The organism is Streptomyces sp. NPDC001157 (assembly GCF_053598255.1).
On record NZ_JBSFJW010000005.1, the window covers coordinates 356,018 to 381,743 of the forward strand.

At 70.3% G+C, this 25,726-nt stretch carries 22 protein-coding genes; 10 read left to right on the forward strand and 12 right to left on the reverse strand.

The window, feature by feature from the left end; all coding sequences use genetic code 11:
- Window positions 1-8: 8 nt before the first annotated feature.
- On the reverse strand, window positions 9-203 hold the full coding sequence (locus ACWDAG_RS12070) for a glycoside hydrolase family 97 C-terminal domain-containing protein (protein ID WP_450695576.1): 195 nt from the start codon (window positions 201-203) through the stop codon (window positions 9-11).
- Window positions 204-639: 436 nt separating this feature from the next.
- Window positions 640-1,239 carry a TetR/AcrR family transcriptional regulator gene (locus tag ACWDAG_RS12075; RefSeq protein ID WP_450695477.1) on the reverse strand — a complete coding sequence of 200 codons (600 nt, stop codon included), beginning with the start codon at window positions 1,237-1,239 and terminating at the stop codon, window positions 640-642.
- Between the two features lie 116 nt (window positions 1,240-1,355).
- Here ACWDAG_RS12075 and ACWDAG_RS12080 point away from each other — a divergent pair, with 116 nt between their 5' ends.
- Window positions 1,356-2,006: a peroxiredoxin-like family protein gene (locus tag ACWDAG_RS12080; protein WP_450695478.1), complete on the forward strand. Its 651-nt coding sequence runs from the start codon at window positions 1,356-1,358 to the stop codon at window positions 2,004-2,006.
- A gap of 19 nt (window positions 2,007-2,025) precedes the next feature.
- Here the strand turns inward: ACWDAG_RS12080 and ACWDAG_RS12085 are convergent, their stop codons facing one another.
- Window positions 2,026-3,390 carry a pyridoxal phosphate-dependent decarboxylase family protein gene (locus tag ACWDAG_RS12085; RefSeq protein WP_450695479.1) on the reverse strand — a complete coding sequence of 455 codons (1,365 nt, stop codon included), beginning with the start codon at window positions 3,388-3,390 and terminating at the stop codon, window positions 2,026-2,028.
- Between the two features lie 118 nt (window positions 3,391-3,508).
- On the opposite strand from ACWDAG_RS12085, the gene ACWDAG_RS12090 reads away from it, so the two are divergent.
- The gene (locus tag ACWDAG_RS12090) at window positions 3,509-4,000 is read left to right on the forward strand and encodes a MarR family winged helix-turn-helix transcriptional regulator (protein WP_450695480.1); all 492 of its coding nucleotides are present in this window, start codon (window positions 3,509-3,511) and stop codon (window positions 3,998-4,000) included.
- A gap of 314 nt (window positions 4,001-4,314) precedes the next feature.
- Here ACWDAG_RS12090 and ACWDAG_RS12095 read toward each other — a convergent pair whose 3' ends face one another.
- From ACWDAG_RS12095 to ACWDAG_RS12115, 5 genes are all read right to left on the reverse strand, one after another.
- Window positions 4,315-5,475 (reverse strand): substrate-binding domain-containing protein, encoded by a 1,161-nt coding sequence (locus ACWDAG_RS12095; RefSeq protein ID WP_450695481.1) that lies wholly within the window; start codon window positions 5,473-5,475, stop codon window positions 4,315-4,317.
- Between the two features lie 56 nt (window positions 5,476-5,531).
- The gene (locus ACWDAG_RS12100; protein WP_450695482.1) at window positions 5,532-6,638 is read right to left on the reverse strand and encodes an ABC transporter permease; all 1,107 of its coding nucleotides are present in this window, start codon (window positions 6,636-6,638) and stop codon (window positions 5,532-5,534) included.
- Window positions 6,635-8,182 carry a sugar ABC transporter ATP-binding protein gene (locus tag ACWDAG_RS12105; protein WP_450695483.1) on the reverse strand — a complete coding sequence of 516 codons (1,548 nt, stop codon included), beginning with the start codon at window positions 8,180-8,182 and terminating at the stop codon, window positions 6,635-6,637. The genes ACWDAG_RS12100 and ACWDAG_RS12105 overlap by 4 nt, the downstream gene beginning before the upstream one ends.
- A gap of 136 nt (window positions 8,183-8,318) precedes the next feature.
- The gene (locus ACWDAG_RS12110) at window positions 8,319-11,195 is read right to left on the reverse strand and encodes a SpoIIE family protein phosphatase (protein ID WP_450695484.1); all 2,877 of its coding nucleotides are present in this window, start codon (window positions 11,193-11,195) and stop codon (window positions 8,319-8,321) included.
- Window positions 11,196-11,343: 148 nt separating this feature from the next.
- On the reverse strand, window positions 11,344-12,312 hold the full coding sequence (locus ACWDAG_RS12115; protein ID WP_450695485.1) for a cyclase family protein: 969 nt from the start codon (window positions 12,310-12,312) through the stop codon (window positions 11,344-11,346).
- Between the two features lie 701 nt (window positions 12,313-13,013).
- Here ACWDAG_RS12115 and ACWDAG_RS12120 point away from each other — a divergent pair.
- On the forward strand, window positions 13,014-14,150 hold the full coding sequence (locus tag ACWDAG_RS12120; RefSeq protein WP_450695486.1) for a serine/threonine-protein kinase: 1,137 nt from the start codon (window positions 13,014-13,016) through the stop codon (window positions 14,148-14,150).
- Between the two features lie 887 nt (window positions 14,151-15,037).
- The gene (locus ACWDAG_RS12125; RefSeq protein WP_450695487.1) at window positions 15,038-15,733 is read left to right on the forward strand and encodes a hypothetical protein; all 696 of its coding nucleotides are present in this window, start codon (window positions 15,038-15,040) and stop codon (window positions 15,731-15,733) included.
- Between the two features lie 787 nt (window positions 15,734-16,520).
- Here the strand turns inward: ACWDAG_RS12125 and ACWDAG_RS12130 are convergent.
- Window positions 16,521-18,968 carry a SpoIIE family protein phosphatase gene (locus ACWDAG_RS12130; RefSeq protein ID WP_450695488.1) on the reverse strand — a complete coding sequence of 816 codons (2,448 nt, stop codon included), beginning with the start codon at window positions 18,966-18,968 and terminating at the stop codon, window positions 16,521-16,523.
- A gap of 432 nt (window positions 18,969-19,400) precedes the next feature.
- On the opposite strand from ACWDAG_RS12130, the gene ACWDAG_RS12135 reads away from it, so the two are divergent.
- The gene (locus tag ACWDAG_RS12135) at window positions 19,401-19,622 is read left to right on the forward strand and encodes a response regulator transcription factor (RefSeq protein WP_450695489.1); all 222 of its coding nucleotides are present in this window, start codon (window positions 19,401-19,403) and stop codon (window positions 19,620-19,622) included.
- Here ACWDAG_RS12135 and ACWDAG_RS12140 read toward each other — a convergent pair.
- On the reverse strand, window positions 19,606-20,094 hold the full coding sequence (locus ACWDAG_RS12140; protein WP_450695577.1) for a transposase: 489 nt from the start codon (window positions 20,092-20,094) through the stop codon (window positions 19,606-19,608). The genes ACWDAG_RS12135 and ACWDAG_RS12140 overlap by 17 nt on opposite strands.
- Before the next feature lie 29 nt (window positions 20,095-20,123).
- On the reverse strand, window positions 20,124-20,546 hold the full coding sequence (locus tag ACWDAG_RS12145; RefSeq protein ID WP_450695490.1) for a secondary thiamine-phosphate synthase enzyme YjbQ: 423 nt from the start codon (window positions 20,544-20,546) through the stop codon (window positions 20,124-20,126).
- A 136-nt stretch (window positions 20,547-20,682) separates the two neighbouring features.
- Here ACWDAG_RS12145 and ACWDAG_RS12150 point away from each other — a divergent pair, with 136 nt between their 5' ends.
- The 5 genes from ACWDAG_RS12150 (at window position 20,683) to ACWDAG_RS12170 (ending at window position 24,710) form a co-directional block, all read left to right on the forward strand.
- Complete coding sequence (locus ACWDAG_RS12150) at window positions 20,683-20,751, forward strand: putative leader peptide (protein WP_351286961.1); 69 nt, start codon at window positions 20,683-20,685, stop codon at window positions 20,749-20,751.
- Window positions 20,752-20,869: 118 nt separating this feature from the next.
- Window positions 20,870-21,772: an ABC transporter permease gene (locus ACWDAG_RS12155; protein WP_450695491.1), complete on the forward strand. Its 903-nt coding sequence runs from the start codon at window positions 20,870-20,872 to the stop codon at window positions 21,770-21,772.
- Window positions 21,745-22,485, forward strand: coding sequence for an ABC transporter ATP-binding protein (locus tag ACWDAG_RS12160; RefSeq protein WP_450695492.1), 741 nt, complete (start codon window positions 21,745-21,747; stop codon window positions 22,483-22,485). The genes ACWDAG_RS12155 and ACWDAG_RS12160 overlap by 28 nt, the downstream gene beginning before the upstream one ends.
- 43 nt (window positions 22,486-22,528) lie before the next feature.
- Window positions 22,529-23,551: an ABC transporter substrate-binding protein gene (locus ACWDAG_RS12165; RefSeq protein WP_450695493.1), complete on the forward strand. Its 1,023-nt coding sequence runs from the start codon at window positions 22,529-22,531 to the stop codon at window positions 23,549-23,551.
- Window positions 23,552-23,624: 73 nt separating this feature from the next.
- A complete protein-coding gene (locus ACWDAG_RS12170; protein WP_450695494.1) occupies window positions 23,625-24,710 on the forward strand; it encodes an NAD(P)-binding domain-containing protein in 1,086 nt (361 codons plus the stop codon).
- A 15-nt stretch (window positions 24,711-24,725) separates the two neighbouring features.
- Here the strand turns inward: ACWDAG_RS12170 and mltG are convergent, their stop codons facing one another.
- Window positions 24,726-25,688 carry an endolytic transglycosylase MltG gene (gene mltG / locus ACWDAG_RS12175; RefSeq protein WP_450695495.1) on the reverse strand — a complete coding sequence of 321 codons (963 nt, stop codon included), beginning with the start codon at window positions 25,686-25,688 and terminating at the stop codon, window positions 24,726-24,728.
- Between the last annotated feature and the right edge of the window lie 38 nt (window positions 25,689-25,726).

A 25,726-nucleotide genomic window follows, 5' to 3' on the forward strand; every position in this document is an offset into this window, starting at 1 on the left:
GGACGGTGTCAGACAGGGGTCTGGTAGACGTTGGTGCCGGGCGTGCCATCGGCGTAGACCGTCGCCGTCCAGTTGCCGCCGCCGAGGAAGGACAGCGGGAGCGACGGCGTCCGGGCCGACTCGTTCGTCATCGTCCCCAGGTACCAGGTGGTGCCCTTGCGGCGGGCGACCGCGATGTACTGGCCGATCGCCCCGTCCAGGATCCGGCTCTCTTACCAGGTGGTGGGGAGGGCGTCGAACCATGACAGGAAAGCAACCGCACCCGGCGGCCTGCCGATGCTCAGTCAGCCTCCCCCCGCCCCTGCTCCGTCCCGGTCGTCGGCAGGACCACTCTGAGCTTCACGTCGGGCAGCACCCAGGACAGGTCCGCACCCTCGTGAGCCGCGAGATCGACGACGGCGTGCCAGGCGGGGGGGCAGTTCGGAGAACTCTCCGAACTGCGGCCGGTGCATCCGGACCACCGGGGGAAGACCCGGCATCCACCGGGCTGTCCCGGTACCGCTCATTGCGAGGATGCCTCCATCCAGGATCAGAACCAGTTCACGCCCCCGGAGAGCGCCACCGCGCCAGAGGACACGCTCATTGCACCGCTGCCGGACAGCCGGCCAGGCCCAGTGGCTGAGCCCGATCCGCAGATGTCTACGCCGCCGCCCCGACGCCGATCGAATCCAGTGCGGCGGCCACCGTCTTTCGCAACGCCGCCGCATCGGCACCGGCGCGCGAACGCAAGTTGACGCCGTAGGCCAGCAGAGCCAGCAGATCTGCCGAGGCGTCGGGGTCGGTGCCGGGCGCAAGCTGCTCCTGGCGCTCGGCGGTGACGAGCGCCGCGTACATCGCGTCGCGCAAGTCCCGGTGGTGCTGGTCCAGGACGGCGCGCACGCCTGGATCGGTGTTCTCAGCCCCGGCATGCGCGTTGGAGACCATGCAGCCCCAGCGGGCGTACTCACCCGAGCAGCGGGCTTCGATCAGGCCGTCGAAGAACTCGGCAACAGCCGGCAGACCCCGCTCGTCCTCCGCCAGGCGCCGAAACATCGGCCGGGACCGCTGTTCCAGGTAGCGGCGCAGTGCGGCGAGGTAGAGCTCCTGCTTGCCGCCGAACGTCGCGTACAGGCTGGAGCGGTTGAGCCCGGTCGCAGTCACCACGTCCTGGATGCCGGTCGAGGCCACACCCTGCCGCCAGAACAGCCGCACCACGGTCTCCAGGGTGGCGTCCGGATCGAAGTGCTTGATGTCCGGCATGACCCAACCCCGCATCTTGAAATAGGGATTCCAAGATACCCCCCGGACCCCTATCTTGGAACGACCATTTCAAGATTGGCCCACGCTCCAGCGGTCAACCGGGAGGAACGAACACCATGACCACCCTGAACGCCGAACTGCGCACCTTCTACGAAGCACGTCAGCAGCAGATCCCCGCCGAGATCCGGGAGATCATACAGCGGGCCGCCCAGGAACTCGCCCACTCCGGCCAGGCCGACCGCGCTCTGACCGTCGGGGCGCAGGCTCCGCGCTTCAGCCTCGGCTCCGCGACCGGCGAGACTCTGACTCTGGACGGCCTACTCGCCGACGGCCCGGTCGTGTTGACCTTCTACCGCGGTGCCTGGTGCCCGTACTGCAACCTCGCCCTGCGCGCCCTCCAGCAGCACCACGAGGCGATCACCGCCCGCGGCGCCCGCCTGGTGGCCGTCTCCCCGCAGATCCCCGACGAGTCCCTCACCCTCGCCGAGAAGCACGACCTCGCGTTCGACGTCCTCAGCGACATCGGCTCCGCCATCGCCAAGCAGTACGGCCTCGCCTTCGACCTCCCCGACGACCTCGCCGCCGTCTACGACAAGCTCGGCTTCGACCTCCAGCGCGTCAACGACGGCCATCCGCGCACGCTCCCGCTGCCTGCCACCTACGTCATCGACCGCGAGGGCGTGATCCGCTGGGCTTTCGTCGACACCGACTACACCGCCCGCGCCGAACCGGCCGACATCGTCGCCGCCCTCGACGCGATGAGCTGATCACAAGGCGGCGGGCAGGTCAGCGGCACCGCGTCAGCTGCTCGACCCGGCCGTGCAGGTGCTCGACGTGGTGTTCCGACTCCGGCTTCATCAGAACGCTGCGGAGGATCCGGGCGCCGTCGGTGTCCGTTCTGACTTTGGGATGGCGGGCGGTGAACGCTTCGTGACCCGCTCTCAGGGTGCTGAGGTACACGGGATCGGGCGCCGTCATGCCGTCCGCCAGGATGCGCGCGGTTGCCGCGTCGATACCGCTGAGGGTCGCGGGATCGACAGCGGGGAAGTAGGTGACGATGTCCAACTGGGGTTGCTGGTAGAGCTCCAGGAGGTCCGAGGCCTCGATCAGGTCCGCCCACTTCAGAGCTGCTCGGCGGCCGGCCGCCAGGACCTGCCCGAGGCCGTCGGGGGTGGGCGGCAGGAGCTGGAAGGTGAGCCACAGGGCGGCCGCGGAGGCGCCGGCGCGGGAGCATTCCAGGCTGATCTCACCGAGGTGCAGCTCGGCGGAGGTGAAGTAGGTGTACGGCGAGTCGTGGAGGTAGAAGCGCCCCACCTCGGGGTCGCGGAAGAGGACGGCCCCGCAGCCGTACGGTTGTAGGCCGTGCTTGTGGGGGTCGACGACGACCGAGTCCGCCCGGGCGATGGCCCGCCAGGGCTCGGGAGGCAGCCCCTCCATGCCGCCGGCTCCGGCCAGGAGCGTGAAGAAGCCGCCGTACGCGGCGTCGATGTGGACACGGACGCCGTACCGTTCGGCCAGGGGCAGGATGTCGTGGACGGGGTCGACGGCGCCCAGACCGGTGCTGCCGGTGGTGAGGACGACGGTGCCCACCTGCCCGGTGCGCAGGACGTCCTGCAGCGCTTCGAGGTCCATCCGCCCCTGGCTGTCGGTACGGACGGGATGACTCGCCATGCCCAGGACGTGACACATGCGGCCATGGGTGTAGTGGGCGTCGGCGCTGTGGGCGATACCGCGGCCGGGGTGCAGTTCGCGGGCGACGAAGAGGGCTTCGAGGTTGGCGATCGTGCCACTGGTGGTGAGGTGGCCGAGATGGGTGTCGTAACCGAACATCGCGGCGAGCCGCGCGACGACCTCCCGCTCCATCGCGGCGGTGGCGGGGCCGCCGTCCAGGGCGTGGTTGTTGGGGTTGATCAGCATGGCGGTGAGGTAGCCGACCACCGCTGCGGGGTGCGGGGGCTTGAGCATCTGGCCTGCGTAATGCGGATGGAAGAAGGGGTAGTTGTCCTTCAGCCTCTCGGTGAACCCTGCGAAGGCGGACGCGAAGCGGTCGTCGTCCACCCTCAGGGACGAGTGGGGCTGGTGAGGACCGAAGGCGTCGGCCCAGTCCTGTATCGCGTGAGTCGCTCGGCCGAGCCAGTACTGCAGGTCCACGTCGATCTCCCTCTCGCTCGCGGTCTGAGCTCGCTCCAGAATTTAGCTGAGCAGTCAGCAATTGACTAGTCAGCGATTGAGGTGGCAGTGGGTGAGGAGACAGTAAAATCGGGGGGTGATGAACCCGACGCCGCACCCCAGCGACGAAACCGCAGCCCGCGCCGCCAACAGCCGGCTCGTGCGGGACTTCGGCCTGCTGATCAAATCGGCCACCCGCCTGGAACAGCGCATCGACAGCGCGCTGCGCCAGGAGTGCGGGATCAGCCACACCATGCTGGAGGTGCTGATACGCCTCTGCCGCCGCCCCGGCGAGGAGGTCTCCCAGCGGCAGTTGGCCGACGACCTCACTCTCACCAGCAGCGGCACCACCCGCCTGATCGACCGCATGGAGGACGCCGGCCTGGTCCGCCGCGTACCGTCCGCCGAGGACCGGAGGGTGGCTCTGGTGGAACCGACCACCGAAGGACGTACGGCGTTCGTGCGGGCTGCGGCCGTCCACGCGCAGGTGGTGGAGAAGTACTTCGTCAAGCCCCTGGCAGCGGACGACTACACACAGCTGACCGGAGCACTGGGCGAGATCGACAAGGCGCTTCGCGAAGACACCCGTTGAGGCGATCGGTCACGCGCGCTCCGGGCGGCCCCCCGGCCCGGAACCGGGTCGTTGAGGAGCCCCCGAGGAAGGAAAGACGCACCTTCCGCCGCGCGTTGTCGGCGAAGCGCCCGAGCGCGACGACGCGTTGGTGAGGGCCGTGGTCCTTGCCGTGCCGCTCCGGGCGCAGGGTCCACCTGGCCGGCGCGGAGGAGACGATGCGGCGCTTCCCCAGCTCTCGATCGCCTGCCACGCTTCCCCCGACAGGGCGGACGACATCGCGCTCGTGCTCACCGATTACGCCCCGCCACGTTGACCAGTCCCTGCCGCCACCGTCACGTGCCCCAGATCTTCCGGTACGCCTCCCGGAATCCCGCCGGATCCCAGGTCGTGGCGCCGTGGCTGTTGTCGGCCGTGCTGATGTGGACGGGGGCCACATACCCGCTGGCCGGCCGGCCCGAGAAGGCGCGATTGAACTCGTCGACGATCTGCCAGCCCTGCAGGGACAGCGGCTCCGGCACGGTGGCCGCCTGGTACTGCTTGCTGTTGATGCGCTGGAACGCGGAGGGGTCCCCGTCGCCGGCGCCGATGTTGAAGGGCGGGCCGGAACCTTTCTTGCCGGCCGCGCGGAACGCCGGGGCGGCATCGGCGAAGTACAGGTCGTTGATGGCGACGGAGTGGGTCCATCTCTCCTGGAAGCGGGAAAGCAGCGAGGAGATCTCCCGGGGCGTGCGGCTGCCGGCATCCGGGATCGGGATGTTCTCGTACGCCAGCAGCTTCACCCCCGCGCAGGTGGCCAGCTCCTTCCTGATCAGGTCGGACTTGTACTTGGCGAAGGGGATCGAGGCATCGGTGAGGACCACGGCCCCGGCTGTGCCGCCGGAGCTCGAGATGACCCACTGCGCACTGGCTCTGGCCACGTCCTCGACTTTGGTGGTGACGTTGGTGAAGAGCCTGGGGCGCCGGCTGGGGCCGGGGGAAGCGACCGCGTGCCAGCCGATGAGCGGGATGCCTGCCGCGTTCGCACGCGCCACCTGCTGCGAGGTCGAGCCCGGGTCGAAGCCCCCGATGACGATGCCCGAGGGTCTGACGTCCACGGCCTCGCTCATCGCCGCCTGGATGCCGGCGGGAGTGCCGCCACCCTCGATCACCCGGACGTGCCAGCCGATGACGCGCGCCGCTTCGCGCACGCTGTCCGCGACGCCCGCGACTCCGGGATTGGTCATGGTCTGGGCGACGTAGACGATGGTCTTTCCGGCCACCGCGGTGGGACCGCTGGTCGGTCCGTTCCAGGGGATGTCGGTCCGCTCCGCCCGGCTGACGGCGGCCTCGGCCCTGGTCTGGGCCGCGGGGCAGCCGCTCGGACCCGAGGTGGAGTGCGCCGGACCGCTCGACGAGCCGCGTTCACAGCCGGCCAGCACGAAGACCGCGACCACCAGGGCGGTAGCAGTGGACCGCGCGTTGCGGACGGTGGGGGTGTTGCGGTTGCGGTGCACGAAAGCTCCTTGCGGAGGATGCCGCCCGGGCACTTCGGCGGTGCCCGCGGCGAGGGTCATGGAGGGCTGCCCGGCGTGCCGTCGTCCTGTGTCAAGGCGGGCGAATCGCGGGCGACGACCGCACCGGTGCGCAGTCTGCGACGTGCGGAGTAGCCGGCCAGTCCGACGGCGAGGAGCAGGGTGCCGCCGTAGAACAACGGGACCGTCCAGAAATCGCCGCCCATCTGGGCGATGCCGGTGAGGCCGACGGCGAGGACGGCGACGGCGACGAGGGTGCCCAGGGCGTTGGGGCGCCCCGGTTTGATGGCGGTGGAGCCGAGGAGGGCCCCGACGAACGCGGGCAGCAGGTAGTCGAGGCCGACGCTGGGATTGCCGATCTGCTGCTGGGCCGCGAGCAGCACTCCGTCGAAGCCGACGATCAGTCCCGACGCGGCGAAGGCGTAGACGGTGTACTTGCGGGTCGGGATGCCGACCAGGTCGGCGGCGCGCGGGTTCGAGCCGACGACGTGCAGGTACCTGCCGAGCGGCAGTCGCTCCAGAACCACCCACAGGGCGACCGCGAGCGCGAGCACGTAGAAGGCGGGAACCGGCAGGCCGAGGAACCTGGAGTCGTAGAGGTCGGTGAAGCCGGCCGGGAGGCCTTGCGGGCCGGGGACGATCCGGCCGCCGCCGGTGATCCAGCCGGTCACCGCGTACATCATGCTGCCGGTTCCGAGTGTGGCGATGAACGAATCGATCCGTCCGAATTCGACGACGACACCGTTGAGGACGCCCACGACTCCCCCTCCGGCGATCACGGTGAGGCAGGCGAGCGGCCAGGGCCAGCCGTCGTTCACGACGAGCTGCATCACCATGACGTGCGCCAGGCCGAGCCCGTAGCCGATGGAGAGGTCGAACGCGCCGGTCACGATGGGGACCATCGCGGCGAGTGCGAGGACGGCCGGGATCGACTGGTTGGACAGGATCGAGTCGACGGTGTCCCGGGTGGGAAAGGTACGCGGCAGGGTGAGGGAGAAGATCAGGAAGAGCAGGGCGGTGAGGGTCAGGAGGCCGTAGGCGCCGATGAGTTGCCCGCCACGGCCGTGCAGTCGGGCGAGTCGCCTCGGTGGTCCCGAGCGACGCGGCCCTGGCGGGGGCGCAGCCGGAGAGGGGGAGCCGGTCACGGATTGTCCGCGGTTCCGGAGGAGGGCAGGGCCGAAGCCGCCCGCGTGAGCTCGGTGACCGTGAGGGCCGGGCCGGTCAGCTCGGTCGTCACGGATCCGCGGACGAAGACGAGGGCGCGCCGACACACGCCCGCGACCTCCTCGAAGTCGCTGGAGATGAGGAGGACCGCGAGGCCGCCGGCGAGCGCCTCGTCGAGCAGGCGGTGGATCGCGGCTTTGGCACCGATGTCCACGCTCGCCGTCGGTTCCTCGAGGATCAGCAGGCGCAGGGCCGGCCGCAGCCACCGGCCGATCATGACCTTCTGCTGGTTCCCCCCGGACAGGGTGGCGATGGCAGCCTCGCTGTCGTCGGGACGCACCGAGAACCGTTCGATCAAGGTGCCGGCCTCGGCGCGTTCGCGGCGGGGGCTGATCCAGGACAGCGCCGGCATGCCTCCCGCCCGGGGGTTGGCCAGGAGGTTCTCCCGTACGGTCAGCTCGGCGAGGCAACCTTCCCGCTGTCTGTCGCCGGGTACGAGGGCGACGCCCCGTCCGACGGCGTCCGCGACCGTACGGGGACGGTACGGTCGACCGCCGAGAAGGGCCCGTCCGCCGAGGAGAGGCCGGGCGCCCGCAAGGGCTCGGGCGAGGCCCATGTGTCCGGCGCCCGTGAGGCCGACCAGGCCGAGGACCTCCCCCCGCCGGAGCTCCAGACTGACCGGTCCCGCGTCGGGGGTGCGCACCTTGTCCAGGGTCAGGACGGCCGGGCCGCCGGCCGGGGTGGCGGCGGGGCGGTGATCGCTCGGCCCCTCGCCGGTGATGGCGCGCACCAGACGGGCCGGAGTGTGACTCGCCGGCGAGCCGTGGCTGACCAGGCGTCCGTCGCGCAGCACGGCGAAGGTGTCGGCGACCTCGTACACCTCGTCCAGGCGATGGCTGACGTAGAGGATGCCACGCCCCCGGTCGCGCAGGGTGTGCAGCACCCGGAACAGCCGGGTGCAGTCCGCGGCCGGCAGGCGGGCGGTCGGCTCGTCGAGGACGATGAGGCTCGCCCGTGCCGCCAGGGCTCGTGCGACGGCGACAAGCGAACGCTCGGCCGGGGCGAGGCGGGAGATCGGCGTGTCGGGGTCGAGATGTCCGGCGACGGCCCGCAGGGCCTCGGTGCAGTGTTCCCGGGTGAGCCGCCAGGAGATCAGTCCGGCGCGGCGCGGATACCCGGTGCTCAGGGCGATGTTCTCGGCCACCGTCATCCACTCCACCAGGCCGAGATCCTGATGGATGAAGGACATGTGCCGGGAAGCGGCGTGACTCCCGAGCGGGTGCCCGGCCACGGTGACCTGCCCCGAGTCGGCGTGGTGGACGCCGGCGAGCACCTTGATGAGCGTGGACTTCCCGGCTCCGTTGGGACCGAGGAGGGCGAGGACGCTGCCGGCGTGGACATCGAGGTCGACCCCGGCGAGCGCGAGGGTCCCCCCGAAGCGCTTGGTGAGTCCGCGGACACGGACCAGGGGTTCCGCGCCGAAGGGCGGCACCGCACGCGCAGAGGTGTCGTGGGCCTCGTGCACGGACCTCTCCGGGGTTGGACCTGTCGTGTTCTTCCCGATGCGCATCAGCGACACTAGCGGTACATATCGCATATTTTGGGATATCTGGCCGCTCTCTGTCACCCCAGCGGAGCAGCGAATCGCCGGGGGCGGCGCCTCAGGCCCCCTCTAGCCCGCATTCTGCCCAGATGACCTTGCCCTGCTGGGTGTAGCGCGTGCCCCAGCTCTGCGTCAGCTGCGCGACGAGGAACAGGCCGCGGCCGCCCTCGTCGGTGCTGGCCGCTCGGCGCAGGTGCGGGGCGGTGTTGCTGGTGTCGGAGACCTCGCAGATCAGGGTGCGGTCGTGGAGCAGCCGTACCCGGATGGGCCCTGCGCCGTGGCGGATGGCGTTCGTGACCAGCTCGCTGAGCACCAGTTCGACGGCGAACGCGGCCTCGTCGAGTCCCCAGTCGGTCAGTTGCCGGGTGGCGGAGGCACGCACCTCGCTGACCAGGGCCGGATCCGCGGGCAGGTCCCAGGTGGCGATCCGCTGAGGGTCCAGGGCGTGGGTGCGGGCGACGAGCAGGGCGATGTCGTCGCAGGGGTGGGCGGGGGCCACCGTGTCGAGTACCGCCTCGCAGGTCTCGTCGGGCGTGCCGTTCGCCTGGGCCAGCGTGGCGCTCAGCTGATCGAGGACCTCGTCGACGTCGCGTTGACGGTCCTCGATGAGCCCGTCGGTGTAGAGGACCAGCCGGCTGTTCTCAGGGAGGTCGAGCTCGGCGTTTTCGAACGGCAGACCGCCGAGGCCGAGCGGCGGTCCGGCGGGCAGGTCGGGGAACCACACGGTGCCGTCGGGGCGGACCAGAGCGGGCGGGGGATGGCCTGCGCGGGCCATGGTGCACTGCTGTGTGGTCGGGTCGTAGATGGCGTAGAGACAGGTCGCGCCGATGATGCCCGCGTCCACGGCGTCGGGGTCCTCCCGGTCCAGGCGTCCCACGAGTTTGTCGAGGTGGGTGAGGACCTCGTCCGGGGGGAAGTCGAGTTCGGCGAAACTGCGGGCGGCCGTGCGCAGCCGCCCCATGGTGGCGGCGGAGAGCATGCCGTGGCCGACGACGTCGCCGACGAAGAGCCCGATGCGGCTGCCGGACAGGGGTATGACGTCGTACCAGTCCCCTCCCACGTCGGATTCGGCGGGCAGGTAGCGATGGGCGACCTCGACGGCGTCCTGGTCCGGCACACCGTGCGGGAGCAGGCTGCGCTGCAGGGCCAGGACCATGGCGCGCTCGCGCGTGTAGCGCCGGGCGTTGTCGATGGACAGTGCGGCACGGGCGGCCAGTTCCTGGGCCAGCGACCGGTCGTCGTCCCCGAACGCCGGCGAGCCCTGCGCGCGGTAGAAGCCGGCCACGCCCAGGACCGCGCCGCGGGCGACCAGGGGCACCGCGATGAGGGAGTGGACGTGGCTCAGCAGCTGCGCGGAGTGCTCGGGGTCCTGCCCGAACCAGCCCGCGGCAGCATTCAGGTCCGGTTCCAGCACTGCCTGGCCGCTGGTCAGACACCGCGCCTGCGGCATCGTCGGACCGTAGTCGACCTGCTTGCCGACCGGGTGGAAGGGACAGTCGTCATGGATGCCGTGGACCACCGTACGGCGTAGGTCACTGCGGGGATCGGCGGACTCCTCGCCGCGGAGTACGGCTTCCGGCAGGTCGATCGTGACGAAGTCGGCCAGCTGCGGCACCGCCGACTCGGCGAGCTCCCGGGCGGTAGTGCGCACATCCAGGGTGGTGCCTATGCGGACGCCGGCCTCGGACAACAATTCCAGGCGGCGGCGCGCGGCCAGGGCATAGGCCCCCACGTGCGGCTCCCCCACCAGCATGAGCGATCTCGCCGGGGGCGGGGCGTCGGATCGCTCGTCCGTCGTGCCGTCGCCGACCGTGACGCGCTCGACGCCCACGGCGGCAGGGCCGTGCTCCGTGCCGGGAAGATACTCCGCCGACGGGGTGACGTGGAGCTGCCCGGGCGCCGCATCGGGAACAGCCCCGGAGAACGTGAGGGAGGTGGCGACGGCAAGCTCGGCAGACAGGCCCAGCGGCTCGTGGACCTGATGCGGGAAGACGAGGGGCCCGCGCGGTGAGGGATCGGGGACAACGGCCTCGATGGCGAAGCCCTCCACTCCGGAGGCACTCGTCATCGGCCGGCTCACGAGCGTGACCCGACGGCCGTCGGACAGGGGCACGTCGACACAGGCCCGCTGCGCGCAGGCGATCAGCTCGGCGGCCTTCTCCATGAGGATCGCCTGGTCGCGTGGGCTCATCTCCGCGGCCAGCTCCCGCACCCCTGTGCGGTGCCGAAAACCTCCGGCGGCCCCGGCTCCGCTGTCCAGGTACGCCCGCAGCAGAGCGCGTTCACGCGAGGAACTCTGCCTCAGCAGCCGCCGCTCGATGGTCCCGGCCGCCTTGCGTATCACGGTGTCCAGCGCCGGGTCCTCGGCGCTGCGCGGATAGCCGAAGCACAGGACGCCCTCGATGCGGCCGCTGAGCGGGTCGCGGACGGGCAGTGCACGGCAGGCGCTGCCCTGGGAGCGCTCGGCGAAGTGCTCGGCACCGTAGACCCGGATGGGTTGGCGCTCGGCCAGGGCGAGACCGATGCCGTTGGTACCCGCGACCTTCTCGGCGAACACGAACCCGGGGACACTCTGGATGGCCGGGAGAACTCTGGCCAGCGACGCTTCCCCGAAACGGCGCAGGAGAACCGTCCCGCTCGCATCGGCGACGGAGATGTTCATCGCGCTGCCGGCGAACATGGCCTGCAGCCGGTCGAGCACCGGAACGGCCGCGCGGACGATCCGTCCGTCCGGTTCGAAGTCCTCCCGGAAGGGAAGGTCGGACTGGTCAGGAGACAGCCCCAGGGTCCGGCAGCGCCGCCAGGAATTCAGGATCGACGTGCGCACGCCCGTCTCGACCGGCTCACCCTGCAGGAACCGCTCACGGAAACTGGCGGGCCCCGTGCCGCCTGGCGCACGCCCCGTCGGTATCGGATCTTCGCCGGCCCGAACCACGCTCCGCCTCACTCGCGCCTTCGACAGTCAATCCTTCTGAATTGCCCAACCCTTCCGAATTGTCCGATAGGTACGAGGATACGGTTATTGGGGGCGCGAGTCACCGTTCACAAGGCCCCTCACACACGGTGACCGGACCGGATCGGCGTCACAGGACCGCGACCGGGTTGACGGGCGAGCCCGTCCCGCCCGGGACGTTCAGCGGCGCCACGACGAGCATGAAGTCGTAGCGCCCCGCCGTCGCGGTCGCGGCGGACAGCGCTTCCAGGTCGAGGTTGTCCAGCAGTGGCATCCCCATCGCGGCCACGGCCAGGGCGTGGACCGGCGAGTGCACGCCGTCCACGGGTGAGGGCCGCACGTCACTGTCGCCGTCCCCGCCCAGCAGCGCGATGCCGCGCTCGGCCAGCAGCGGCAGGGCGTCCACATGAAAGCCCGCGCTGGCCGTGTCGGGGTCCCAGGCGCCGAGTTCCTCGCGGCGCCGGACGTGTCCGGAGCGCAGCAGCACCGCGTCGCCCTCGCCGATCGTCACATCGAGCGCCTTCTCCGCCACGACGATGTCCCTCGCGTGCACCGCTCGCCCCGGCTCCAACCAGTGGACCCCGAGGACGGCGGGCAGGTCGAGGAGCACTCCCCTCGTGACGAGGGACCCGAGCGTCGACACCGCGCCGAAGCGGGCGCCTGCGGCATCGACGACCTCGTGTGCCGTGCGGCCGTCGTAGAGCTGCCCGCGATAGGCGATGTGGCACAGCGCGTCGAGATGGGTGATGCCCTTGCCGTGGTAGTCGGCGGCGATGAAGTCCTTGTGGGTGGAGGGTTCCGGCGCCTGCACGTCGCCGAGGTCGGTCATGTGGTGCAGGGCAGGCTTGCGGTTGCCGGGGCCGGGCCGGGTGTTCCACGGCAGCGCCAGCGGGACGACCCTCCCGGTCCGCACGCGCGCTGCGGCCCGCCGCACATGGTCGGCGGTGACCCGGTTCCAGGCACCGCGGTCGGCCGGGGACCAGCGACCCCACGTGCGAACCGCCTCGAAGAGTGCGTCGAACTCCCGACGGGAGACGGCGGGCCCGTTGCCGACGCCGGTCGGCGTGGGATTCGCGGCATCGGCGGAACCAGGACTCATCTGCACTCACCGCTCCCAGGCTGGAACGGCTCCGACGGCAGGACGTCACCGGACGCGACAGGGATCGGGCTTACGGGGTGTGCGCCCGGCTGACGCCGTGACACGGAGAAGCACCGTCCTCGTGATCGGAAAGCCAGCTTCGCACATTCACGGGTGCTCCTCTTGGGGAGGTGTGACCGCAGGGAGGGGTGGTGCAGGTTCCGTCCGCCAACCGCGCCGGGTCCCCCATCCCGGCGCGCGTCCACCCCGGTGCAGGTGCGCTCGGCGTGGTGGGAGAGTACGCGAGTGGATCGAGCGCGGCCCCTTCACCGTGGTGTTCGACAGCAATGTGTTCAGGGTTGAACCTGAGCTCCGGTACGGAGGAGCCGGCACTGCGGGCCGGCGGTCCATGAGCTCCTGGATCCTCCACCCGCTCGAGGTCACCCTCACCACTCCCCCCATGGGCGCCGAATGACCCGACAGCGCTCCGGCTCTCCCGTCGCCCGGGGATGGCGGGTCGAGGAGACGTCCGGTAGGGCGGCGACATGGGGTGATTGATAGCATTTGGCAATGAATGGGTGGTTGGTCACGCTGATGCTACCGGCCGGGTCGACGGGGCCGACTGCGGTGGCGGTGAACCTGGCCGCGCGGTGCGTGGCGGGAGTAGGTCTGCGCGGCGAAAGCGGCGTGATGGCCGACGCTATGCGGGCGCGGGGCATGTGATGAGTGCGGGGACTGGCGTGCCGCAGAGCCGGGGTGTGCCGGTGGACCCCGATTCGGGGATTCCTGGGATAGGGACCAAGATCGCGGGCTATCGAGTGGAGCGTGAGATCGGCCGTGGGGGGATGGCTGTGGTGTACGGCGCGTGGGATCTACGCCTGGATCGTCCGGTGGCGCTGAAGGTGCTGGCCCCGCAATGGGTCCGCAATGACACGTTCCGCCGCCGCTTCACGCACGAGTCACGGGTGGCCGCTGCGCTCGACCATCCTCATGTCGTGCCCATCTTCGAAGCCGGTGAGACGGACCGTGTCCTGTATATCGCCATGCGGTACGTCGCGGGGCTGGATCTGCGGGCCCTGCTCGCCCGGGACGGCCCGCTGTCGGTAAAGACAGCGCTGCGCATAGCCTCCCAGGTGGCGTCCGCCCTCGATGCCGCCCATGAACATGATCTGGTGCACCGGGACGTCAAGCCCGGCAATATCCTGGTGGCCCGTGGTACCGACAGTGATCACCCCGAGCACGTCTATCTCACGGATTTCGGGCTGACGAAGAAATCACTGTCGCTGACGGGACTCACCATGGTCGGCGAGTTCGTCGGCACGCTCGACTATGTGGCGCCGGAGCAGATCTCGGGTCGCCCGGTGGACGGCAGGTGCGATCTGTACAGCCTCGCCTGCGTCGTCTACGAAACCCTCACGGGTCGCCCGCCGTTCCAGCGGGATGACGAGATGGCCCTGCTGTGGGCCCATCAGTACGATCAGCCGCCCGCCCTGAGCGAGAAACGGCCGGGCACCCCCGCAGCCATGGACGGCGTGTTGGCCAGGGCTTTGGCGAAGGTTCCCGAGGACCGTTACGGCTCCTGCCTGGAATTCGTGACGGCCCTGCGTGCCACCGCGCAGGACGCCGGCCGTACGCATCCGCCGACACAGGTGAACCATCGAGCCACCGCACTCCCGCAGCCCGCCGATCCGCTCCCGGACCCACCCAGGTGGGCCAGGCCTGTCTTTGGCCGTCCGGCGGTCACCGACTCTGACCGCGGGGCGCCGAGAGGGCCGGATGTCCGCTGTTCCCTGCGCTGTGGCGGTGAGGTCCCCCGGGACACGAAGGAAGCTGACAGCGAGTCAGGCGACAGTTCATAAGAGGGATCTGTGCCCCTGGCCGCCACGAGAACGGATCCGCTCACGCGGCATGCGCATGTGATCGGGACGCAGCGCACCGCGGACGAGGTGGGCTCAATCCGCCACGCTGAGCCCGGCGCCGGCGCACGGGACGACCTGCCGTCCGCGCACAAACCGCTGTTCCCTTCGCCGAGCGAGCCGAGCTCGCCACCAGGTGCCCAAGTGGCCATCAGCGAAGGTCCGTTCCGTGACCGTGGGCCAGCTGAAGAAGGGGCCGGATCTGGCGGCGCGCAGGGGCGGCGGTGGCATCGCCGGACGGTCACCAACCTTGCCGGCCCGGCGCCGGGTCGGCGCCGCCAGCCGGTCCACCGAACCGCACGAGGCGTGAACTCGCTTGCTGCCGCGGCAACTCGTGCGCTCCGAGTGCTGCCCGCCACGTGTGGGTCGCGCGAGCGAGAGAGCGCGCCGTAAAGGCCCCCGGAGCGGGAAGGGGCGGTCTGGTCGGGCAGCAGGTCAACGTGCCGTCTCTCCCCAGCGGCAGGGTCACACCGCGATGCCCCCTTGCCTTCCCCACCGTGTTCCGGGCCATGTTGAGCATGCGTCACATGTGCAATTTCGCGCACGGCATTGCCTGCGATTGAGCTTCACGGCCGCCGGTCCTCCTGGCGGTGTTCGCCCGACAGCGGGTGCCCATGACGCCAGACCGCTTCCGATGGCCGCCAAGGCGGCCCGTGGCGCAACACCTCCGCCGCTTTACCCGGCATATTTGCAGCCGTCAAGTCCCGAGCCCTCGGAACATGACCCAGCGGGACGCGGCAGGCCTACTGGAAGTGCAAGCCTCACGGGAAACACCGGAAAGAAAACGAGGCACTGGGCACGCCAAAGTGCCTTTCACTTCGGGAGGAAACGTGAATCGCATTATCCGCAAGCAGGAGGGCGCCCGCCCCAGGCGCCGACTGAGCCTGGCGACGGCAGTGGCTTCGGCCGCGGTGGTCGGCGGAGCCGTCATCCTGCCGGCCGCCACCGCAACGGCGGCCCCGATGTCCCACACGTCGGCGCCCACCATGGCCCCGGCCCATCACCACCACAAGTCGTACTGCTGGAGCAAGTACTACTACAAGCACCATAAGCACCACAAGCACTACAAGCACCACAACGAAGACTACTGCTGGGGCTACCACTACAAGTGGTACTGGGACGACGACTACGACTGCTACTACGTCCTGAAGCACCACCACAAGTGGTACTTCTGGGACACCTACGACGACTACTACTTCTGGGAAGACCACCACGACGATCACTGGCACTGGGACGGCATGGACAGTGACCACTGGAAGGACGAGCACGACGTCAAGACCATGCCGGATTCCCAGAAGCACGACGACAGCACGTCGGACGACAGCAGCAAGTCGCACGACAGCAGCCCGTCGGACGACACCAGCACATCGAACGACAGCACGTCGAACGACAGCAGCAAGTCGGACGACACCAGCACCTCGGACGACAGCACGTCGACAGACGGCAGCACGTCGACGGACGGCAGCACGTCGACCGACCAGCAGGCCCCGGCCCCGACCGACACGGCTCTGGTCCCGGCCTCCTGAGGCGCGAGTGGCGAGAGTGGTCACGGCGGTGACGCCCTCCGGCCGACCCTCGCCACACGAGCAGACGGATTGTCGGCACCCGAGCCTGAGACAGCTCGACGCGACGGGGTGAAGACCTGCCACGGCCTTCACCCCGCCCGCCTTCGTGGCCCCCTCACCCGAAAGGAGTGAGCACTCGTGTCCACAAAGCTCCACCAGTGTTGCGCTGCGGCGGCAGACTCGTGGGCGATCGCCAGCGCATGCCCGCCCCCGTACGCCGGACACGCAGTGCCCGGCACGCACCGCACGCCGCCGGCCTTCGCCCCCCTGACGTGTCGGAGCTGCGGCCCGGCTGTTCAAGGGCGCGGGATGCGCCGACGTCCGGAAGACAACCGCGCGCCGCCGCTCGTGTGCCCGGGGCCCTGATACCGGGCAGCTTCCGGGTCGCCGGGCGCCGGGAAGTCGAGCCGCCTGGTGCCTGACGACGGACTCTTCGGAGAGGGCCGGGTCCCGGAGCGGACCGGCCCGGGCGGGGCAAGGACGCTGATGCACGACCCGGCCGACTGGCCGGAGGAGCTCCTGTCGGCTGTCCACCGCCGCGTCTTTCTGATCATCTCCGAGGCCTACGAGAACGTGGCTCCGATGCCGGTCATCGTCACGAAGGCGGACGGCCGAGTGACTGACCGGGGGGAGGGGCGCCCGTGCTGGGAGGCGACATGTCGGTAACGGGCTGCACGACGCGTCCGCGACGTGCCCTCACACTGGCCTTCGACTGAGCACGGGTTCTGGCGACGGAACTCGCTCCCGCTCAGGTTCCGTGAACGGTGAGGAACTGTTCGGCCCAGACGGTCTTGCCGGTGGCCGCGTGCCGGGTGCCCCAGCGCTGGGCGAGCTGGCCGACCAACAGCAGGCCCCGTCCACCTTCGTCGAAGGTCCGGGCGCGGCGCATGTGCGGCGCGGTGCTGCTGGAGTCGAAGACCTCGGTGATGAGCGTGTGGTCGGCGTGGATCAGCCGCAGCTGGATGGGTGGGCGGCCGTAGCGGAGTGCGTTGGTGACCAGTTCGCTGACGACGAGTTCGGTGATGAAGGCGGCATCGTCCAGGTGCCAGGCGGTCAGCTGGTCGGTGGCGTGACGGCGGGCGTGGGCGACGACGGCGGGGTCGAAGGGCAGATCCCAGGTGGCGAACCGGTCGCCGTGCAGGGCCCTGGTGCGGGCGATCAGCAGGGCGATGTCGTCGTCGGGGCGGTGGGTGAGCATGGACGTGAGGATCCGGTCACAGACCGCGTCCAGCGCCGTGGCGGGGCGGGCGAGAGCCTGGAACATCTTGTCCAGGGCCTCGTCGATGTCGTGGTCACGCGCTTCGAGCAGGCCGTCGGTGTAGAGGGTGATCAGGCTGCCGGCGGGCAACTCGGTCTCGAAGTTCTCAAACGGCAGGCCCCCCAGGCCCAGGGGCGGGCCTGGGGGAACGTCGAGGAAGTGGACGGCGCCGTCGGGGGCGACCACGGCGGGCGGGGGGTGGCCGGCCCTGGCCAGAGTCAGGTGACGGGAGATCGGGTCGTACACGGCGTACAGGCAGGTGGTGCCGACGCCTCCGGCGCTGGCGGCGTCATCCGGGCCGCCCTCCTCGGCGGAGAGGTGGATGACCAGGTCGTCGAGGTGGGTGAGCAGTTCGTCGGGCGGCAGGTCGACATCGGCCAAAGTGCGTACCGCGGTGCGCACCCTGCCCATGGTGGCCGAGGCACGGATGCCGTGGCCGACCACATCGCCCACGACGAGAGCCACCCGCATGCCGGACAGCGGGATCACATCGAACCAGTCGCCCCCCACGCCGGCCCGGCTGCCGGCCGACAGGTAGCGGGTGGCGACGTCCAACGCCTGCTGTTCGGGCAACGTCTGCGGAAGCAGGCTGCGCTGCAGGGTCATGGTGGTGGTGTGCTGCCGGGCGGGGCGGTGCGCGCCGTAAATGCTCACCGCGGCGCGGGCCGCAAGCTGTTCGGCCAGCCACAAATCGTCCGTCCCAAACGGGTCGGGGCGCCGGTGACGGCCGAAGAGAGCCACGCCGAGCGTAGTACCCCCCGCCCGCATGGGCACAACCATCACCGAGTGCGTTCCTGTCCGGCGGATCCAGGCGGCCTGCGGGTCCTTGGCCGCCCACCGGGCGATGACGGCGTCGCCCACCCCGTACACGGCGCCCTGCCCCTGAGCCAGGCACTCGGCCACCGGTGAGACGTCCGGGCAGCCGAAGACCTCTCCCGCGGGGGGAAGGGAGACGGTGCCATCGTCCTGGATCAAGCGCACAGCGGTGCGGCCCAGAGTGATAGGCCTGGCCGGCCCACCCGGCCTCACCTCGCCGGGGGCGCCGTCCAGCAGGTCGACGGCGGCGAAGTCCGCGAGGCCAGGGACCGCGACCTCAGCCAGTTCTTGCGTGGTGCGCGCGACGTCTGCGGTGGTGCCGATGCGCGCATCGGCGTCGTTGAGCAGGAGCATCCGCTGCGCCCCGATGTGCCCGGGCAGCACCGGATGCGCCACCAGGCATACGGCACGCACCCGGCCGGTCGCGTCTTCCAGCGGAGCCAGCAAGGCCGGCCAACCGCGCTCGGCACCCACGCCCGCGGGCCGGACACCGGCATGAACCTGCTGCGTCCCGCCGCCCTCCAACACCAGACGCATCCTGGCCTGCGCCTCCTCGCTCACCGCACCCGGCGCGATCTCCGCCAGCCGCAGCCCGCGCGCCTCCTCCTCACCCAGCCCCCACACGCGCTCCATGCCCGCATTCGCCCGCACCAGCCGCAGGTCCGCATCGAAGACGGCCAGCACGCAGGGCGACTGGCGAAACACCCACTCGGCCAGCGCCTCACCACCAGGCGTTGCCGCCTCACCCTCGGGCGCTCGCGACCCGCCCACCACCGCGGACACCACCAGCCACTCGGCGAGAGTCCCGCGGGGCGGGAGACGGTGCACCAGCAGCCGCAGCTCAACCCGGTGACCGTCCCGGTGCCGCAGCACCACCGTGCGTCCGAAGCTCTCCCGCCCGGCCGCCTCCCGCCACTCCCTCACGGCAACCTCATCGGCGAGCAGCCGTGCCACCGGCTGCCCCACGACCTGCGAGGACGCATATCCCAGCAGCAGCCGCGCCCCCTCACTCCACCCCGTCACAACGCCTCGCTCATCCACGGTGGCCGAGGCCGTCAAGGCCGACCGAGGGGCGGTATCCGCCTGCACCGGCTCACCGCCAGGGGTGGGAAGTCGCTCCATAGCCGCTCATCTCGCCCTCCGCCAGCCCGCACAGTCCCCTCTGACAAGCATGATCCTCACAGCTGCCGAGCACCAACCCGACGCCGCGACAACGCAACCGCCCAGGCACCGTCACGCTCAAGCACGTCCGCGAGCAAGCACTCCGGGCGGCCGGTCAGTTGCAGGACGAGGCGGCAACAGCAGATCATCCGGCGGAAGAATCCGGCACCTCCCTTGATCGCAACCGAGAGCACACCCTGGTGGCCCCGCCTGCCGGACGGCCGCGATGCCGGCAGGCCGCCTGTCACACACCCGTGACAGGCGACGGACACGGTCATGACGTCGCGCCGACAGCCTTATCAAAAGGACATAAAAGGCAGTATTCGGACAATTCCTTCTCTGCTTCCGACGGTGCGAGCGGGGAGACCGAGCCAATCCCGCCGGAGAAACCCCATGAGCCCCACCCCCACCACTCCGACATCCACACCCGCACTGACCCCGCGTGAGCGGGAAACCCTGCACCACATCGCCCAGGGCCGCACCTACCTGCAAGCAGCCCGCCAGATGGGACTCTCCCCCCACACCATCGACACCTATCTGCGCCGCATCCGGGCCAAACTCAACATCAACACCACCGCCGAGCTCACCCGCCTGGCCATCACCCTGGGACTTTGACCGCCCCCGGCCCTGAGGGAAGAGGCTTTCCCCCTGCAGGGCCGGGCGGGGATTCCTGGCTCAGGTGCTCCGCGGGGCAGGATAGAGGCGCTGGTCCTCGCGTGCGGTGTGGTAGCGCCGGTAGGCGTCGAGCTCGCCGTTTGTCGATCAGCGTCCGGAGTTGGAGGACGGCTTTGGCACCGTGCAGTCCCCAGCGGACGCCGGTGATGCCGAGGCGGTTGATCAGGTGGCGGCATGCACCCTCGACGGTACCGATGGCGATCGGCCGGCCTGCTGCCAGGGCGATGTACTTCCAGTCAATCCTCGTGCGCACCGCATCCGCTGTCGCACGATCCGAGAGGTTCTCCGCGAACTGCAGCACCGACACCAGCGCCGACTGCCCCAGCAAGAAGGCCGGTCGGCCATCGGCCGGATACAGGTCGGCAAAGTCCTCGTCGGTGAAAACCACATGAGGCCGGTCCTTCATCAGCATCACCGGCGTCCCCCTCGGACACGCCGCGCTCAGCCCAGGAAGCTCAGCCGAACTTCACGGTGGGGATTGTCCTTATTGGTGTCGACCAGACACACCGACTGCCAGGTCCCCAACTCCAGTCGCCCGCCCACCACGGGCAGCGTCGCATGCGGCGGTACGAGCGCCGGGAGGACGTGATCGCGGCCGTGGCCGGGGCTGCCGTGGCGGTGCTGCCAGCGGTCGTCGGCGGGGAGCAGGGTGTGAAGGGTGGCGAGGAGGTCGTCGTCGCTGCCGGAACCCGTTTCGAGAATCGCGATCCCGGCAGTTGCGTGGGGGACGAAGACGTTCAGGAGGCCGTCGCGGCCGGCGGCCGCCTCCCGCAGGAAGGCCTCGCAGTCGCGGGTCAGGTCGACGACCTGCTCCGTCGAACCGGTGGCGACGTCAAGGACTCGGGTGGTGAAGGCATCTGACATGCCCCCATCCTGACCCATACGCCGGGTTTCACAGGTCAACGGCGGTTCGCTGCTTGATATGGGTGGTCCAGTCCGCGAGACGCCATTGACCGTGCACGGACTACCTGGCTACTTTCGCCGCATGTTGCGTTCAGCCATGCTCACCACGCGCGGTCACATCGACCTGCTGCGGGTGGCCTCCGCCGCGTGTCGCCGCGGCTGCTGACGCCTTTCCCCCTTCGCCATTGCCCGTATTCCGCCGTACCCGCATGCTCCGCGTGACGTGGCGGCGCTGAGGCGCGTACCCCCTCCCTCACCGGACGCTCTCCTCCCATGGAGCACCCATGAGCATCAGCCATGCCCCGCCCGGTTCCTCCGAACCCGATATTTCCGCTATATCGGGATCGAAGGGGGCCGAGGCAGACCCCCGCGACTCGGCGTCGATCGAGCTCACCCCCATCGTCCCCGGCTCCTCCCGCCGCACCCGCGTCCCGCGCTGGCTGCGCCGTACCGCGGGCCCCCTTCTGCTGCTCGCCGTGTGGCAACTCCTGAGCTCCACCGGCGTGTTGGCGTCGGACGTCCTCGCCTCGCCCGGCCGGATCGCGCGGGTAGCCGGGGATCTGATCGGTGACGGTTCGCTGGCCTCCGCCCTCGGCACCTCGCTGCAGCGCGTGGCGTTCGGGTTGCTGCTGGGCACCGCCATCGGCACCGGACTCGCCCTGGTCTCGGGCCTGTTCAGGATCGGCGAGGATCTGGTGGATGCGCCGGTGCAGATGCTGCGCACCGTGCCGTTCGTGGGTCTGATCCCGCTGTTCATCATCTGGTTCGGCATCGGCGAGGCCCCGAAGGTCGCCATCATCACGCTCGGTGTGACCTTCCCGCTCTACCTCAACGTGTACGCCGGAATCCGCGGTGTGGACGCCCAGTTGATCGAGGCCGGGGAGTCCCTGGGCCTGTCCCGCTGGGGGCTCGTCCGGCATGTCGTGCTGCCGGGGGCCCTGCCCGGCGCGCTGACCGGGCTGCGCTACTCCCTGGGCGTCGCCTGGCTGGCGCTGGTCTTCGCCGAGCAGGTCAACGCCGACTCCGGCATCGGCTTTCTGATGGTGCAGGCACGGGACTTCCTGCGGACCGACGTGATCGTGGTCTGCCTGATCGTCTACGCCTTCCTCGGTCTGCTGGCCGACTTCATCGTCCGCTCCCTCGAAAGGCTGCTGCTGCAATGGCGACCGACGTTCACCGGCCGGTGACCCCGCAGACCGCGGTACGGGTCGAGGGGCTGACCCGCTCCTTCGACGGCCGTGCCGTCATCGACAGCCTCCAACTCGACGTGCGGCCGGGCGAGTTCGTCGCCCTGCTCGGTCGCAGTGGCTGCGGCAAGTCCACGTTGCTGCGCATCTTGGCGGGCCTCGACCGCGACATCGAGGGCACTGTCCTGGTGCCGCGCCGCAAGGCCGTCGCCTTCCAGGCGCCCCGGCTGATGCCGTGGAAGAAGGTGTGGCGCAACGTCCTGCTCGGTCTGCCCGGCAAGCCCGCCCGCGCCGTCGCCGAACAGGCCCTGGACGAGGTCGGCCTCAGCCACCGCTCCGACGCCTGGCCCAAGACCCTCTCCGGCGGCGAGGCCCAGCGGGCCTCCCTCGCCCGTGCGCTGGTCCGCGAACCCGATCTGCTGCTGCTCGACGAGCCGTTCGGCGCGCTCGACGCGCTCACCCGCATCAAGGCGCAGCGCCTGGTGGGCGAGTTGTGGCAGCGCCGGGGCTGCGCGGTGCTGCTGGTCACGCACGACGTCGAGGAGGCCGTCCTGCTCGCCGACCGGGTCCTGGTCATGGACGACGGCGTCATCGCGCACGAGCAGGAGATCGATCTCGACCGGCCGCGCGACATCACCGACCCCCGGTTTGCCGAACTGCGCGCCGGGCTGCTGGAACGGCTCGGCGTCGACACCGCCGCCGAAGCCGCCTGAACTCCCCCTCTCCCAACCCCAGTTGCACAGAACGGATCCACCCATGCGACGACGTCTCGTCCCCGCCGCGCTGCTCCTGCCCTTCGCTCTCCTGCTCACCGCCTGCGGCGGGAACTCGTCCGCGAGCACGGGGACCGGCACCGACGGCAAGGGCTCCCTCACGCTCAACGTCGGTGACCAGAAGGGCGGTTCCGAGGCCATCCTGCGAGCCGCCGGTGAGCTCAAGAACCTCGACTACAAGATCAAGTGGTCCACCTTCACCTCCGGACCGCCGCTGCTGGAGGCCGTCAACGCCAAGGCCGTCGACATCGGCGGCGTCGGCAACACCCCGCCGGTCTTCGCCGCGGGCGCGGGCTCGAAGATCACGGTCGTGGCCGCCTTCCACGGCACCTCCAAGGGCGACGCCATCCTCGTACCGAACGACTCGAAGCTGACCGACCCCAAGCAGCTCAAGGGCAAGTCGGTCGCCGTGGCGCAGGGCTCCTCCGCCAACTACCAGCTGGTCGCCTCCCTCAAGGCGGCGGGGCTGAGCCTGAGCGACATCAAGGTCAAGTACCTCCAGCCGGCCGACGCGCTGGCCGCGTTCACCTCCGGCAAGGTGGACGCGTGGGCGGTGTGGGACCCGTACACCTCGCAGATCCTGCAGGGCAAGCAGGGCCGCGTCCTCACCACCGGCGAGGGCATCACCAACGGCCTGACCTTCCAGGTGGCGGCACCGAGTGCGCTGCAGGACAAGAAGAAGGCCGCCGCCATCAAGGACTATCTGGAGCGGCTGCGGCGGGCCACGGCGTGGGTCTACGGCCATCAGGAGGAGTGGGCGAAGGTCTGGGCGAAGGACACCGGTCTGCCGTACGAGGTGGCGCTCGCCTCGGTGCGGCGCACCAACTCCACCCGGATCTCGGTCGCCGTCGACAAGCCGCTCATCGCCTCCGAGCAGCAGATCGCCGACGCCTTCACCGACTTGAAGCTCATCCCCAAGAAGGTGGACTTCGGCGACTTCGTGGACACCCAGTACAACGGCAAGCTGCCGGCTTCGACCACGCCCGCCCGTGCGTCCGAGGGCTGAGCACTTCACACCGTTCGGCACATCACTGCTCCACCGCGGGAAGATCCACGACCTCCGCACAGTTGGTAGAAACGTGAACAACGCGCGCGAGGTCGAGGTAGTCGTCGTGGGCGCTGGGCAGGCCGGCCTGTCCAGCGCCTATCACCTGCGGCGCACCGGTTTCGAGCCGGGGCGTGACTTCGTGGTGCTGGACCACTCCCCCGGGCCGGGCGGCGCCTGGCAGTTCCGGTGGCCGTCACTGACGTACGGCAAGGTGCACGGCATGCATGCGCTGCCGGGCATGGAGCTGACCGACGCCGATCCGGCGCGGGCCTCGTCCGAGGTGATCGCCGAGTACTTCGCCGCGTACGAGCGCACCTTCGACCTGCGGGTGCGGCGGCCCGTCGATGTGCATGCCGTGCGGGAGGGCGTGGGCGGGCGGCTGCTCGTGGAGACCTCGGACGGCGACTGGTCGACCCGGGCGCTGATCAACGCGACCGGCACCTGGGACCGGCCGTTCTGGCCGCGCTATCCCGGTCAGGAGAGCTTCCGGGGGCGGCAGTTGCACACGGCGCAGTACCCCGGGCCCGAGGCGTTCGCCGGGCAGCGGGTGGTCGTGGTCGGCGGGGGCGCCTCGGGTACGCAGCATCTGCTGGAGATCGCCCCGTACGCGGCTGCCACCACATGGGTGACCAGGCGGCCGCCGGTCTTCCGTGAGGGCCCCTTCACCGAGGACGTGGGGCGGGCGGCCGTCGCGCTCGTCGAGGAGCGGGTGCGGCAGGGGCTGCCGCCGAGGAGTGTCGTCTCGGTCACCGGGCTGCCGCTGAGCGACGCGATCCGGCAGGGCATCGCGGACGGGGTTCTCGACCGCCGGCCCATGTTCGACCGGATCACTCCGGCCGGGGTGGAGTGGAACGACGGACAGCGGGTGGAGGCCGACGTCATCCTGTGGGCCACCGGGTTCCGGGCGGCCATCGACCATCTGCGGCCGCTGCGGCTGCGCGAGCCGGGCGGCGGGATCCGGGTCGAGGGCACGCGTGCGGTCGCCGATCCGCGGGTCCATCTCGTCGGCTACGGGCCCTCGGCCAGCACCATCGGCGCCAACCGGGCGGGCCGGGCGGCCGTACGGGACATCCGGCGGCTGCTGGCCGGGCAGCCGACCGAGCCTGTCGCCGCCTGACGGCCGCTGCGCGGGCTACTTCGTGGCCTGCGGAGCGGGGCTGCTCTGCGGTGTCTGCGGGGCGGGGCTGTTCTGCGGCGTCTGCGGGGCGGGGCTGCTCTGGGCCGTCTGCGGAGCGGAGCTGCTCTGCGCGGCTTGCGGAGCGGAGCCGTTCTGTCGGGCGTTGAACTCGGCCACATTGCGCTGGTGCTCGGCGAAGTCGGCGGTGAAGCGGGTGTCCCCCGGCCTGACCGTGACGAAGTACAACCAGTCGCCTGCGGGCGGGTTGATCGCGGCGCGCATCGCCTCCTCGCCCGGGTTGTCGATCGGGGTGGGCGGCAGACCCATGCGCTGGTAGGAGTTGTAAGGGCTGGCGAGCTTCGTGTCGTCGGCGCTGGTCTTCAGGGTGGCGCGCTTGAGGGCGTAGTTGAGGGTGGAGTCCATCTGCAGCGGCATCCCGCGCTCCAGCCGGTTGAAGACGACCCGGGCCACCTTGCCCATGTCGGCCTTCGAGGCGGCCTCGGCCTGCACGATGCTCGCGACGGTGACCGCCTGGTAGACGTTCATCGCGTTGCGCTGCGCGCCTGCTGAGACGGGGGCGCCGTTGAACTTCTTGTTGGCGGTGTTGACCATGAACGACAGCAGCGACTCGGGCGTGGTCTTCTTCGTGATGGGATAGGTCGCCGGGAAGAGGTAGCCCTCCGGGTTGCCCGCGGCGTCCCTCGGCAGCTTCAGGTGGGCCTTCGCGAGCGCCTTCTCGGTGCTGCCGGCGGGCAGGGCGAGGGCCTTGTCGACGGCGCCGTAGACCTGACTCGCCCGCCAGCCCTCCGGGATCACCAGGGAGGCAGGCTTGGCCTCCTGCACGCCGTGCCGCACGGTCAGCAGCGGCACCACCACGGCGGCGACGGCCACGACGGCCCCGGTCGCGAGGAGGATGAGGACGAGTCGGCCCCGGCGCGTCAGTCGGATCGTGCCCCGTGGCGGAGTGTTCTGGTACATGCGGGCACGGTAACCCGCATATCACCATAAACCCGACA